Annotated in this window: 12 protein-coding genes and 3 tRNA genes; 9 read left to right on the forward strand and 6 right to left on the reverse strand. The window is 61.9% G+C overall.

Annotated elements, in window-relative coordinates; translation table 11 throughout:
• Positions 1 to 112: 112 nt before the first annotated feature.
• The 3 genes from BLW25_RS08580 to BLW25_RS08590 form a co-directional block, all read right to left on the reverse strand.
• Positions 113 to 189, reverse strand: a tRNA-Asp gene (locus BLW25_RS08580).
• A gap of 32 nt (positions 190 to 221) precedes the next feature.
• Positions 222 to 298 (reverse strand) — tRNA-Asp (locus tag BLW25_RS08585).
• A gap of 128 nt (positions 299 to 426) precedes the next feature.
• The gene (locus BLW25_RS08590) at positions 427 to 1,365 is read right to left on the reverse strand and encodes a pirin family protein (RefSeq protein ID WP_092898173.1); all 939 of its coding nucleotides are present in this window, start codon (positions 1,363 to 1,365) and stop codon (positions 427 to 429) included.
• Between the two features lie 271 nt (positions 1,366 to 1,636).
• On the opposite strand from BLW25_RS08590, the gene BLW25_RS08595 reads away from it, so the two are divergent.
• Positions 1,637 to 1,712 (forward strand) — tRNA-Val (locus BLW25_RS08595).
• A 314-nt stretch (positions 1,713 to 2,026) separates the two neighbouring features.
• Here BLW25_RS08595 and BLW25_RS08600 read toward each other — a convergent pair.
• The gene (locus BLW25_RS08600) at positions 2,027 to 2,284 is read right to left on the reverse strand and encodes a glutaredoxin family protein (protein ID WP_092898175.1); all 258 of its coding nucleotides are present in this window, start codon (positions 2,282 to 2,284) and stop codon (positions 2,027 to 2,029) included.
• A gap of 260 nt (positions 2,285 to 2,544) precedes the next feature.
• Here BLW25_RS08600 and BLW25_RS08605 point away from each other — a divergent pair.
• A protein-coding gene (locus tag BLW25_RS08605; protein WP_092898177.1) for an IS3 family transposase occupies positions 2,545 to 3,671 on the forward strand; the annotation gives its coding sequence in 2 pieces (ribosomal slippage) (positions 2,545 to 2,809 and positions 2,809 to 3,671; 1,128 coding nt in all).
• A gap of 116 nt (positions 3,672 to 3,787) precedes the next feature.
• Here the strand turns inward: BLW25_RS08605 and BLW25_RS08610 are convergent.
• Positions 3,788 to 4,168, reverse strand: coding sequence for a hypothetical protein (locus tag BLW25_RS08610; RefSeq protein WP_092898179.1), 381 nt, complete (start codon positions 4,166 to 4,168; stop codon positions 3,788 to 3,790).
• Between the two features lie 3 nt (positions 4,169 to 4,171).
• On the reverse strand, positions 4,172 to 5,215 hold the full coding sequence (gene mnmH, locus BLW25_RS08615; RefSeq protein ID WP_092898181.1) for a tRNA 2-selenouridine(34) synthase MnmH: 1,044 nt from the start codon (positions 5,213 to 5,215) through the stop codon (positions 4,172 to 4,174).
• Positions 5,216 to 5,447: 232 nt separating this feature from the next.
• Between mnmH and BLW25_RS08620 the strand changes: the two genes are divergently transcribed.
• The 7 genes from BLW25_RS08620 (at position 5,448) to BLW25_RS08655 (ending at position 13,025) form a co-directional block, all read left to right on the forward strand.
• The gene (locus BLW25_RS08620; RefSeq protein ID WP_092901766.1) at positions 5,448 to 6,620 is read left to right on the forward strand and encodes a M24 family metallopeptidase; all 1,173 of its coding nucleotides are present in this window, start codon (positions 5,448 to 5,450) and stop codon (positions 6,618 to 6,620) included.
• A 162-nt stretch (positions 6,621 to 6,782) separates the two neighbouring features.
• Positions 6,783 to 8,387 carry an ABC transporter substrate-binding protein gene (locus BLW25_RS08625; RefSeq protein ID WP_092898183.1) on the forward strand — a complete coding sequence of 535 codons (1,605 nt, stop codon included), beginning with the start codon at positions 6,783 to 6,785 and terminating at the stop codon, positions 8,385 to 8,387.
• Positions 8,388 to 8,465: 78 nt separating this feature from the next.
• Positions 8,466 to 9,473 carry an ABC transporter permease subunit gene (locus BLW25_RS08630; RefSeq protein WP_092898185.1) on the forward strand — a complete coding sequence of 336 codons (1,008 nt, stop codon included), beginning with the start codon at positions 8,466 to 8,468 and terminating at the stop codon, positions 9,471 to 9,473.
• Complete coding sequence (locus BLW25_RS08635; protein WP_092898187.1) at positions 9,470 to 10,372, forward strand: ABC transporter permease subunit; 903 nt, start codon at positions 9,470 to 9,472, stop codon at positions 10,370 to 10,372. The genes BLW25_RS08630 and BLW25_RS08635 overlap by 4 nt, the downstream gene beginning before the upstream one ends.
• Positions 10,373 to 10,376: 4 nt before the next feature.
• Positions 10,377 to 11,213: an ABC transporter ATP-binding protein gene (locus BLW25_RS08640; RefSeq protein WP_092898189.1), complete on the forward strand. Its 837-nt coding sequence runs from the start codon at positions 10,377 to 10,379 to the stop codon at positions 11,211 to 11,213.
• Positions 11,210 to 12,064, forward strand: a complete 855-nt coding sequence (locus BLW25_RS08645) for an ATP-binding cassette domain-containing protein (protein WP_092898191.1) — start codon at positions 11,210 to 11,212, stop codon at positions 12,062 to 12,064. Before BLW25_RS08640 ends, BLW25_RS08645 begins: the two co-directional genes overlap by 4 nt.
• Positions 12,065 to 12,692: 628 nt before the next feature.
• On the forward strand, positions 12,693 to 13,025 hold the full coding sequence (locus tag BLW25_RS08655) for a hypothetical protein (protein WP_092898195.1): 333 nt from the start codon (positions 12,693 to 12,695) through the stop codon (positions 13,023 to 13,025).
• Positions 13,026 to 13,284 lie beyond the last annotated feature (259 nt).

Consider the following 13,284-nt stretch of genomic DNA (forward strand, 5'->3'; position numbering starts at 1 on the left):
GGCGGGAGTATAGAAGTCAGGAGGAAATGCCAATTTCCTCCTGATACGAATACGCAAAGCAGCCCTGAACGGGCTGTTTATTTGTGTCTTTCAGGAGAAATTATGTACGAAATGGCGCGGTTGACGGGGCTCGAACCCGCGACCCCCGGCGTGACAGGCCGGTACTCTAACCGACTGAGCTACAACCGCGCTATCGTCCCTGTTCGCATCCGGAAAGCAAGTGGCGCGGTTGACGGGGCTCGAACCCGCGACCCCCGGCGTGACAGGCCGGTACTCTAACCGACTGAGCTACAACCGCGCTTTTGGTCTCTTGCTTCCCCGGCGAACCGGGTGTGGGGGCTAGATACCTGGGGTCGCCCCCCCCGTCAAGCGGCGGAATGAGGAAATTTCACCTTGTCCGCCAATACCTCGATTTTTCGTCAAAAATCATTTTTCCGGCGCGGGGATGAACTCCTGGTCATCCTGCGGCGGCAGGCGGAACCGGCCATGTGCCCAGTCCCCAGCCCGCCAGGCCTCTTTCGCGGCATCAATCCGGTCTTTCGACGAGGCGACAAAGTTCCACCAGATATAGCGTGGCCCATCCATCGTCGCGCCGCCCAGCAGCATGATCCGCGCGCCCTGATCGCCGGCTTTCACCGAGACCCGGTCGCCGGGACGGAACACCAGCATCCGTCCGGCCTCAAAGACCTGACCGCCCTGTTCGACCTCGCCGGTCAACACATAGACGCCACGATCCTCATGATCATCGGGCAGCGGAATTGACGCGCCCGGAGCCAGCACCGCATCGGCATAGAAGACCTCCGAAGGCATTTCGAGATCCATCCGCGCGCCCCAGGCATGACCAAGGATGAGACGCACCTGTTTCCCCTCGCCCTCCAGCTCCGGCAGCCGCGACTTTTCGACATGGATAAAGTCTGCAGGATCATCCTCGCGGTCCTTCGGCACGGCAAGCCAGGTCTGGAGGCCGAACATCGTCAGGGGCGCGCGCCGCGCCGCGCCATCGGTGCGTTCGGAATGGGTGATGCCATGGCCCGCCATCATCCAGTTCACCGCACCCGGCTCGATCCACTGATCGGTGCCGAGGCTGTCGCGGTGATGGAGACGCCCCTTCATCAGATAGGTCACGGTGCCAAGCCCGATATGGGGATGCGGACGCACATCGATCCCCTCCCCGGTCAGGAATTCGGCAGGGCCCATCTGATCAAAGAAGATGAAGGGCCCCACCATCTGACGCTGGGCCGAGGGCAGCGCCCGGCGCACCTCGAAACCGCCAAGGTCACGCGCCCGCGGAACAATGACGGTCTCGATGGAATCAACCTGATTGCCGACAGGGATCGAGGGATCGAGGGCGGGGTTCCAGCTCATGGCTTGCCTCCTGGGGTCTGGTGCGGGGTCTGGCGCGTCTCTGAAAGGCCTGCATGACCCGCGCTGTCCCTGCGCCGGTCCTTGCGGCCCCGATCTGAAGATTAGTCGCCTTTTCGCAGCATTTCACCCTTTGCATCCTGCGGCAGGGCTGTTCAAAACCGCACAACAAACCACCAGACCCGCACCCCGGGTGATCTGCCGAACAACCACCCCGCCTGCTGCGCAAATCCCTTGCGTCCAGGCCCTGTCCGGGTTAGGTCCCCGGCGAGGCGGGCGGTTAGCTCAGTTGGTAGAGCGCTTCGTTTACACCGAAGATGTCGGGGGTTCGAGTCCCTCACCGCCCACCATAAATTCAATGACTTACGAGTTATCTACGAAGAGCCCATAGGTTCACGGAACCTAGCGCTCTGATTCCTCCCCACCACGCAAAATCCTCCGAGCGACAGGCCGAGGGCTTCGCAATCCGGATGCCTGCGGTGATCGGCCCGCGCAGAGCGTAGAATGGGAACGGTGGAGATCGGTGATATATACCTGCTGGTGCATACATTGGATGCCAGCCCATCAACCTTTAGGCTCCGATCAGCCTGTCACAGTATCCCTGTGACCGCCGGGGCTATACCTGCCCCACTGAGGTTTGCCGGGCGCTACCCGGCGCGAGACTTTACGCTACCACATCGGGCGAATCGTGTGAATCCCTTACCAGCAGCCCCGTGATCAGATCCGCCCGAAACCCCGACCGGACCTGATCCCCGGCCGCCACCAGCGGCCCTTGCCGCGCCCCGGCGATCACGGCCAGCCGCTCGACCTCTTCCGGCCAGTCTGCCCCTGCCCGCTCTTCATATGCGAGCCCTGCCCGATCCAGCGCGCGTTTCGTCGCAACGCACGGGCCACAGCCCGGCGAGGTGTAGAGGATGATCATGGGTGCCTCACTGATCCTGAGATCGGCTTTTGAGCAACCAGCCATCGCCGGCTGGCCCGGTGCAGACGGGCAATATGATGGTCGACTGCGGGCGCCCGCGCGTGCCGCAGGCGAGGCAAAGCATCCGTTCGAAGACCTCGGGCCGAATGTTCAGCCGGTCACGTTGCCATGCCTCGGGAATATCCTCAGCGCGGATCTGGCGGTGGTGAAGTGGTCCAGCCACAGGGATATGCTTATCCCGTTTTCAGGAGGACCAGATTATGGCTGGCAAGCGAGAGAAGCCCGAAGCTATCGTTCTGAAGCTGCGGCAAGTTGAAGTGCTGCACGGCCAGGGCAAGTCGGTCTCTGATGCTGTGCGACAGATCGGAGTGACGGTGCAGACCTATTATCGATGGCGCAAGGAATACGGCGGTATGAACCGCGATCAGCTCAAGCGGCTGAAGGATCTTGAGGCGGAGAACCAGCGGCTCAGGCGAGCGGTTTCGGATCTGACCCCGGACAAGATGATTTTGGCTGAGGCTGCCCGGGGAAACTTTTGAGCCCTTCGCGCCGCCGCCAATGCATCGACCATGTGCGGCAGCCCCTGCGGATTTCCGAACGCCGGGCCTGTCGCACGCTGGGTCAGCACCGATCTACGCAGCGCAAAGTGCCCTGCGGCCTGGCCGATGAAGAGCGGCTGACCGAGGACATCATCGAGCTGGCGCGAGAGTTCGGGCGATATGGCTACCGCATGATCACCGGCATGCTGAACAACAGCGGCTGGCATGTGAACCATAAACGGGTCGAACGGATCTGGCGGCGGGAAGGGCTGAAAGTCCCGCAAAAGCAGGCCAGGAAGGGGCGGCTTTGGCTGAACGATGGCTCTTGCGTTCGGCTGAGGCCGGAGCGCCCCAATCACGTCTGGTCCTGTGATTTCGTCCAGGACCGGACCCGGGATGGGCGGATCTTCCGCACGCTCAACATCATCGACGAGTTCACGAAGGAAGCACTGGTGATCCGCGTCAAGCGCAAGCTAAACTCGACCGACGTTGTCGACGCCCTGACTGATCTGTTCATCCTGCGCGGCCCGCCCGAGTTCATAAGGTCCGACAATGGCGCCGAATTCATTGCCAAAAAGGTGCAGGCATGGATCGGGGCGGTGGGTGCCAAAACGGCATTCATTGCGCCAGGATCACCGTGGGAGAACGGCTACTGCGAGAGTTTCAACGCCCGGTTCCGGGACGAAATGCTCAACGGCGAAGTCTTCCACACCCTGCACGAGGCACAGATCCTGATCGAAAGGTGGCGACGGCACTACAACACCGTCAGGCCCCACAGCGCTCTGAACTACCGGCCACCGGCCCCAGAGACCTTCGTGCAAATGGACCACAGGCCGACAATGCACTAACATTCAAACCGGACCACTCAGTGGGGGCATTCCAACGGCGCGTTGTAACGAGTGTTAAGTCGGCGGTGGGCATCACGTCCGCCGCCTCTTTCCCCGTCTTCGGGATCACCTCCGCCTCAACTGGCCAGCTTGTCACCCGCGAAAGCGCCATGCGCGTCCCAGCTGTCTCTCGTGCGGTCTCGCTGATCGCCGAACGTGATCCCCTTCCCTCGCCTCATCGAGGTCGATCCCGATCTGATCGAGAGCAACGTGATCTTCGCGGCGGACCGTTTCGGCGACTTCACCCCGCCGACCGGCGCACCCGCTGCGGCTATACCGAGGGCTGCGTGATGGGCGCCGCAGCTTTCCCCACGCACTTTTTCATCGACCAGGCCGATTATGGCGACAAGCTTGGTGGAATTGGCGGCGGAACCGACTTTGTGACCGACATTGAGGACACCGCTGACATGCTCGGTGAGCTGGAGCGCATGGGGATGCGAGACCGCGCGCGCCTGCATCTGCTACAGGCGCTGTATTTTTTCGGCCAGACTGTCCGCTGCGGCAAGCAGCCCGGCCGGATCGAGGCTCGCCACAAAGATCCTGTGGCGGGCCGTGCCGCTTCTTGCCCGGTGTTTCGCGTAGCGCGGGTCGTAATGGGCGGCGATCAGCGCTTCTGACAGCGCCACGTACTCCGCCCGCCGGGCAAGCATATGCCATTCTGCGACACGCTCAGCCGGATGGAACGGGCGCAGCTGATCGATGGTAGTGCTGAGCCGGTCATGATCGGCCGTCAGGTCGCCATAGGCGCTGGCAAGGTATCTGGCCCGCTCATGCGCCGGAACATCAAGCTCGATCCTTGGCGCCGCACACATCGCTTTCCACAGCTGTGACGGAAGCCGGCACTGACCGATAGCCGAGCTTTCGGCCTCAATGACCACAGGGCGGGCGGGATCGAGTTCGCTCAATGCCCGGGCGATGCGCCCCTCGAACATCCGTTGCGACGGCTGAAGGCCCCTGCTGCCAAACAGCGACCCCCTGTGGTTCGCCATGGCTTCAAGATCAATGGTCTGGATGCCGCGCAGCGCCAGCAGTTGCAGGAGCTCCGTCTTGGCCGATCCGGTATTGCCATCAAGCAAGATGATGCGCGACGGCGGCACGGCCTCCAGCGCGCGCACCACCAGCCCGCGCCAGGCCTTGTAGCCGCCGGTAATGATCTCCGCGCGCCAGCCGATCTGAGACAGGATCATGGCCATTGAACCGGAGCGTTGACCGCCGCGCCAGCAATAGAGCAATGGCCGCCAGCCGCCCGGCATGGCGGCAAGCGGCCCTTCGAGATGGCGCGCGACATTGCGCGAAATCAGCGCCGCGCCGAGTTTGCGCGCCTCGAAAGGCGCGACCTGTTTGTAGATCGTGCCGACGCGGGCGCGTTCCTCATCATCGAGGACAGGAAGACTGATGGCGCCGGGCAGGTGATCGGCTGCAAATTCTGACGGCGACCGAACATCGATGACGCTGTCGAAGCCCTGTCTTATAAGATCATGAAGTGAGTTCAGCATGATGGCCATGCGGCAGCGTTATTCCAAATCCCGCGCCTGGAAAAGACGCCATCAGACCCCGCATGACGAAGGGGACGCGTTTCATGCGCCCCTTCCCACAGGCAGATGGCGGGCGTGGGCCGGGGCGGAACCGGAACACCGCGTCATCGGCACCGAAATTCCGCCGTCACCGGCCGCCGCTCTTGCTCCGGGCCGAAAGGAAAGGGACAAAGGTGGCAGATCAGCCGGGGAGTGGCAGAAGATGAGCTTTGACAAGGCGCTTGGCGGGTTTCGTCCGGTTTCGGTTCCGGCAATTGGCGGCGCGGAATATGAAGCGCGGGTCGGGGCTTTGCAGGCGGGGATGCGGGCGGCGGATATCGGCGCGGTCTGGCTCGACGCCTCTTCCTCGCTGAGCTACTTCCTCGGCCACAGCCTCGGCCTTTCAGAGCGGATCCACGGCGCCCTGATCCCCGCCAGAGGCGCGCCGGTTCATATCAGCCCTACTTTTGAAGAGCCGAAGCTGCGCTCGTTGTTGCGCGAAGACGGGCATATAGCCACCTGGCAGGAAGACGAAGACCCTTATGCGCTGATCGCAGCCGAGGTCGCCCGGATTGCCGGCGAAGGCGCGGTCCTGGCGCTTGACCCCGCGACGCCCTGGCTTTTCGCGGCACCGTTGCAGGCCGCAATGGCGGGACGGATCACGGTGGCGAAACCGCTGATCTCGGCGCTGCGCCAGGTCAAATCGGCCGCCGAGATTGCCATTATCCGGACCGCGATGGAGGCCAGCTATCAGGTCCAGAAAGCCGTCTGGCAGAACCTGCGCGCCGGGATATCGACCTCCGAGACCTGTGCTTTCATCTCGGCCGCGCATAAAGCGCTCGGGCTAAAACCGCTTTTCGCGGCGGCACAATTCGGCGTGGCCACCGCCTATCCGCATGGCGTGCCCGAGCCGCAGATCCTCGCCCAGGGCGATATGGTTCTGATCGATATGGGCGGGGTATTGCACGGATATTGCTCAGATATCACCCGCAGTTACGTCTTCGGCACGCCAAGCGCGCGCCAGCGGGAGCTATGGGGACATGAACATGCGGCCCATGCGGCGGCTTTTAAGGCGGCCCGGATCGGAGCCCCCTGCGAAGCCGTGGATCTGGCCGCGCGCGACAGCCTGACCGCTGCCGGTTTTGGCCCCGGATACGCGGTGCCCGGCCTGCCCCACCGCACCGGACACGGGCTTGGGATGGACATTCATGAAGAGCCCTTTATCGTCAGAGGCAACCGGACTCCGCTCGCCCCCGGCATGTGTTTTTCAATCGAACCGATGCTTTGCCTCTATGGCGAATGCGGCATCCGGCTGGAGGATATTGCCTGGATGGCGGAAGACGGCCCGCGCTGGTTTTGCCCGCCTTCGGCAAGTCTGGACCGGCCTTTTGACTGAATGCTGTCCGGCCTGTCATTGTGGCAGGAATTTCGTTCGCTTTTCGACCAAATAAAGTGGAACATCGACATTCTGACGATGTAAGAAATCAGAATAAAGTCCGGACATTTAGCACGAATCCGGAACAAAAAAAACGTCAACAGTGAGTGAAAGGAACCACTTATGAAGCTTCTCTCGCGCAGCCTGATTGCTGCCTCGGCGCTGGCGCTCAGCGCCGCAGCGCCCGCCATGGCGAAAACCTTCATCTATTGCTCGGAGGCCTCGCCCGAGGGCTTCGATCCGGCCCCCTATACCGCCGGCACCACTTTTGACGCCGGCGCGCATCCGGTTTACAGCCGCCTCGCCGAGTTCAAGAAGGGCACAACCGAAGCCGAACCGGCGCTGGCAGAGTCCTGGGATGTGTCGGAAGACGGCACCGAATATACTTTCCACCTGCGTAAGGGCGTGAAGTTCCATTCGAACGACAAATTCACCCCGACCCGCGATTTCAACGCCGATGACGTGATCTTCTCCTTCGAGCGTCAGTCCAGCGCCGACCACCCCTGGCACCAGTATATCCCCGGTATTACCTACGAATATTACACCTCGATGGATATGCCGAACCTGGTGAAATCGGTCGAGAAGGTCGATGATTACACCGTCAAGGTGACGCTGAACCAGCCTGAGGCCCCCTTTATCGCCAATATCGCCATGCCCTTCATGTCGATCGTGTCGAAAGAATATGCCGATGCGCTGGACGCCGCCGGCACCCGCGAAGATTTCAACAATCTGCCGATTGGCACCGGCCCGTTCAAATTCGTGGCCTATCAGAAAGATGCTGTGATCCGGTATCAGAAGAACGCCGATTACTGGGGCCCTGCCCCGCTGATCGACGATCTGGTCTTCGCGATCACCCCGGATGCGGCCGTTCGTCTGCAAAAGCTGAAGGCCGGTGAATGCCACCTGATGCCGTTCCCGGCGCCCGCCGATCTGGCAGCAATCGCGGCAGATCCGAACCTCAAGCTGGACGAACAGGCCGGCCTGAACGTCGGCTACCTCGCCTATAACACCACGCTTGCGCCCTTCGACAATCCGAAGGTCCGCAAGGCGCTGAACATGGCGATCAATAAGGAAGCCATCGTCTCGACCGTGTTCGAGGGCCATGCTGAGCCCGCCAAGAACCCGATCCCGCCGACCATGTGGTCCTATAACAACGCCATCATCGATGACCCCTATGATCCTGAAGCCTCGAAGAAGATGCTTGAGGAAGAGGGCGTCTCGGGTCTCTCGATGGAGATCTGGGCGATGCCGGTGCAGCGGCCCTATATGCCGAATGCCCGCCGCACCGCCGAGATGATGCAGGAAGACCTGTCGAAAGTCGGCGTCAAGGCCGAGATCGTCTCGTATGAATGGGGCGAATATCTCGACAAGTCGATGGAGCCGGGCCGCAAAGGCGCCGTTATCCTCGGCTGGACCGGCGACAATGGCGACCCCGACAATTTCCTCTCGGTTCTGCTGAGCTGCGCCGGTGCGGCACCTGGCGGTGCGAACCGCGCCTTCTGGTGCAACGAGGATTTCTCGGCATTGCTGCAAAAGGCCAAGGTCACGTCGGACCAGGCCGAGCGCACCAAGCTTTATGAAGAGGCCCAGGTCATCTTCAAGGATCAGGCGCCCTGGTTCACCATCGCCCATTCGACGCAATATGTGCCGATGAGCAACAAGGTGACCGGCTTCGTACAAAGCCCGCTTGGCGATTACACCTTCGACACTGTCGATATCGCCGAGTAATCAGCCCGGAACTCTCCACCCGGACGCGCGGGAAGGCCAGGCCTTCACCGCGCGTCTCTTTCAGGGGCAAAGAGGCGTATGATCCGTTTCATCCTTTCGCGACTTTTGTATCTGGTGCCGACCTTCCTTGGCATCACCATCGTAGCCTTCTCGTTCCCGCGTTTACTGAAGGGCGATCCGGTGCTGCTGATGGCGGGCGAACGTGGCGTCTCGCCCGAGCGCCATGCCGAGATCTCGGCGCAACTGGGATTCGATAAGAACATCGTCCTGCAATATTTCGATTTCGTCGGGCGGCTGTTTCAGGGCGATTTCGGCAATTCACTGGTGACAAAAAAGCCGGTCCTGTCGGAATTCCTGACGCTCTTCCCCGCAACGATCGAGCTCGGCTTTGTCGCCATCGTGCTGGCGACGCTGGTTGGTGTGCCAATAGGCGTGCTGGCGGCGATCAAGCGCGGTTCCTGGTTCGATCAGCTGTCGATGTCTGCAGCCCTTGTGGGCTTTTCGATGCCGATCTTCTGGTGGGGCCTGCTGCTGATCATCGTCTTCTCTGGCAATCTTGGCTGGACGCCGGTCTCGGGCCGGATCTCGCTGATGTATTTCTTCCCCAATGTCACAGGCTTCATGCTGATCGACAGCCTGCTTTCGGGGCAAAAGGGCGCCTTCGCCTCGGCTTTGCATCACCTGATCCTGCCTTCCATCGTGCTGGCGACGATCCCGCTGGCGGTGATCGCGCGGCAGACGCGGTCCGCCATGCTGGAAGTCCTGGGCGAGGATTATGTCCGCACCGCCCGCGCCAAGGGGATGCCGGCGCGCCGGGTGATCGGCGTCCATGCTTTGCGCAACGCGATGATCCCGGTCGTCACCACCATCGGCTTGCAGATCGGCGTATTGCTGGCGGGCGCGATCCTGACCGAGACGATCTTCTCCTGGCCGGGGATCGGCAAATGGATGATCGATTCCATCTCACGCCGCGATTATCCGGCAGTGCAATCGGGCCTTTTGCTGGTCGCGGGCGTCGTCATGCTGGTCAATCTTCTGGTCGACCTGACCTATGGCCTCATCAATCCGAGGATCCGCAACAAATGAGCGACACTTTCGTCAAACTCACCGATGCGCAGATCCGTCGCCGGATGCTCGCCGAATTCTGGTTCTATTTCTCGCGCAATCGTGGCGCGGTGATCGGGCTTTGCGTCTTTGTCCTTCTGGTGCTGATGGCCTGCTTTGCCGATCTGCTCGTGCCGCACAGCCCGACGCTGCAATATCGCGGCATGGAGAAACTGCCCCCGGCCTGGGCGGCGGGCGGCAATTCCCAGTTCTGGCTTGGCACCGATGCGGTCGGGCGCGATATGCTGTCGCGGCTGATCAAGGGCTCGCAATATTCGATGTTTATCGGGGTGGTGGTGGTGTCCATCGCACTGGTGGGCGGCATCGTGATCGGGCTGATCGCCGGCTTCTTCGGCGGCTGGGTCGATGTGGTGATCATGCGGGTGATGGATGTGATCCTCGCCTTCCCGTCCTTGCTGCTGGCGCTGGTGCTGGTGGCGGTGCTGGGGCCCGGGCTGACCAATGCGATGATCGCCATCGCCATCGTCTATCAGCCGCATTTCGCCCGGCTCACCCGGGCGGCAGTGATGTCGGAGCTGAAGCGCGATTACGTCTCGGCGGCGCGGGTCTCGGGGGCGGGCAATCTGCGGCTGATGTTTAAGACAATCCTGCCGAACTGTCTTGCCCCCCTGATCGTCCAGGCGACGCTGTCGTTTTCCTCGGCGGTGCTGGATGCGGCAGCGCTTGGTTTCCTCGGCATGGGGGCGCAGCCACCGACCGCCGAGTGGGGCACCATGCTGGCCGAGGCGCGCGAATTCATTCTCAGCCATTGGTGGATCGTTACCTTCCCGGGCCTTGCCATCCTGATCTCGGTGCTGGCGATCAACCTGATGGGTGACGGGCTGCGCGACGCGCTTGATCCGAAACTGAAGCGGAGCTGAGACGATGGCGCTATTGAAAATCCGCAATCTGACGGTGCGCTTCGCCACCTCGACCGGCTCTTTCACCGCCGTCGATGGCATCGATACCCAGGTCGACCGCGGCGAGGTACTGGCCATCGTCGGCGAGAGCGGCTCGGGGAAATCGGTCTCGATGCTGGCGGTGATGGGGCTTTTGCCTGATACCGCCACCATCACCGCTGATGAGATGAGCTATGACGGCCACGACCTTTTGCATATGACAAAGGCCGAACGCCGCCAGCTGATCGGGCGTGAGATCACCATGATCTTCCAGGAACCGATTGCTTCGCTGAACCCGTCCTTCACGGTGGGGTTCCAGATCGAAGAGGTGCTGCGTCTCAACCTCGGCATGTCGCGCCGGGAGGCCCGCGCCCGCGCGCTGGAGCTGTTCCGCCAGGTCGGCATCCCCCTGCCCGAGGAAAAGCTGAGCTCCTATCCGCATCAGATGTCGGGCGGGCAATGTCAGCGCGTGATGATCGCCATGGCGATTGCCTCGAAACCGCGCCTTCTGATCGCGGATGAGCCGACCACCGCGCTTGACGTGACGATCCAGAAACAGATCCTCGATCTGTTGATGGATCTGCAGGAGGAATATGGCATGGCGCTGATCCTGATCACCCATGACATGGGGGTCGTCGCAGAAACAGCCGACCGGGTGGTGGTGCAGTATAAGGGCAAAAAGATGGAAGAGGCCGATGTGCTTTCGCTGTTCGAAGCCCCACAGCACCCCTATACGCGGGCGCTCCTTTCGGCTCTCCCCGAGAATGCGACCTGCGACCGGCTGCCGACCGTCTCTGATTTCTTCGGGGAGGCGGTGCGATGAGCGTGGTTCTTGAAGGCCGGAACATCACACAGGAATATCACACCGGCGGCGGTATGTTCGGCGCATCAAAGACCGTCCAGGCGCTGAAAGGCGTCAGTTTTTCGGTGGAAAAGGGCAAGACGCTGGCGATTGTCGGCGAAAGCGGGTCAGGCAAATCGACGCTGGCAAGGATCATCGCGCTGATCGACGCCCCCTCTGGCGGGGATCTCCTGATCGAAGGCCAGCCGGTCAATATCGCCGTGAAGCGCCCCGATCCGGTGCTGCGCTCCAAGGTTCAGATGGTGTTCCAGAACCCCTATGGCAGTCTCAATCCGCGCCAGAAGATCGGCTCGGTGCTGATGGAGCCGCTGGTGATCAACCGGCCCGGGATCGGAGCCGAAGAACGCCGCGCCCTGGCCGAGGCGATGCTGGTCAGGGTTGGCCTTGGACCCGAACATTTCAACCGCTTTCCGCATATGTTTTCAGGCGGGCAGCGGCAGCGGATCGCGATCGCGCGCGCTTTGATGCTGAACCCGTCTTTGCTGGTGCTGGACGAGCCGGTCTCGGCGCTGGATCTGTCCGTCCAGGCGCAGGTGCTGAACCTACTTGCCGATCTGCAGGAGGAATTCGGGCTCACCTATGTTTTCGTCAGCCATGACCTGTCTGTGGTGCGCTATATTGCCGATGATGTGATGGTGATCAGCCAGGGCCTGGCGGTCGAACAGGGCAAGCGGGAGGCGGTTTTCGCCAATCCGACCGATGCCTACACCCGCCAGCTTTTCGCCGCGACCCCGGTCACCGATGTCGAGGCAATCCGCGCCCGGGTGGCAAAGCGCCAGGCCGCGCGCGAGGCGGCAGGCGCCGCGCGCTGAAGCCCTGCCCGGTTAATATCAGCGCCCGCCCCGGCAGATCCCCGGAGGGACGCAATCTGTGCGCTTGCAACCATCCGCCGCGGCTGTGGTCACGCTGACCGCCCTGCCCCTCCCGATGACGCAAGGCCAGCAGCAGATTGTGGATGGGGAGCCCATCACCGGGGGGCATAAGCCTCGCCCGGTGCCCCATGTTTCTGCGCTTCATGCGGGCAGCACCACAGGGATGTCAGGAGATCACAGCGCTGCATCCCGCGCCATGTCTGACCGCGGCCGGCCATCGAGGCCAGGCTTACGCTCTGCGCGCAGAGCATTTGCGCATTTGATGAGCTGGCTGAATGGCGGCATGCCGGCGAAGCGTTCAGAGCGTCGGTCTGCAGTTTTTCCATCTCTCCACCATTGCGGCAGCGCCGCGTGCGCGAGGAGCAGACGACACGCGGCCTGATCCCACTTCGGTCGGGTGGAAAGCCAAGCCGAAGTGCCGCGCGGGCAAGAATTGACGCGATCCCGGGGCAAACAGAAAAACGGATGAAATGGCCAGATTGTCGCCACATTGTGACCACATTACCCAGACGATACTCAACCCACAGTTGGTTACCGAGTCTTAAGCAATACCTAAGAGGAGGATGCCATGTTTCTTGTCTCACTGACCGCCGCAACCCTTGCCGGAGCTTTCGCAGCCGGAGTCGCCTATTGCCTCGGATCTGATGTCTTTGGCATTGTCGTGACCTATGCAATCGCGGGCAACATCACCTTTGCAGCCATCATTGCAATGCTCACCTCCGGCGCCCAGACCAGCGATATCGACTTCCAGCAACAAGCGGAACTTGATCTTCTCGCGATGAAACTGGACCTCATGCGCCAGAATGAAAGCGGAAAACGCGTAAGCCTGTTCCGTCAGGAGCGTCACGGTCAAAAGCGCAGGTCCCGGGTGGTTCCCCGGCCGATACGTTCTGTGAACTGAGTGCCCATGCGACCATCGGGTCGGGGATGAGCGCGCCCTGCGCCAGACCTTTCCCGGTTCGGTGATTGGCCAGGGGGGCATGCGCGGGCATCAAAAGCCATCGCATGGTCCCCGTTGCCACCAGCGTTACGATCGCGGCGTCGACCGGCGCCTGGCCGCCCCACGCAAAAAACCGCGCCAGTGCCACCCGCATCGCCACAGGTTTTTCGACGGGGCGAAAACGGAGTTCAGGACAACCCCGGCCACCTTGCCCGCCTGG

Source organism: Rhodobacter sp. 24-YEA-8 (assembly GCF_900105075.1).
In the GTDB taxonomy this organism is placed as follows: domain Bacteria; phylum Pseudomonadota; class Alphaproteobacteria; order Rhodobacterales; family Rhodobacteraceae; genus Pseudogemmobacter.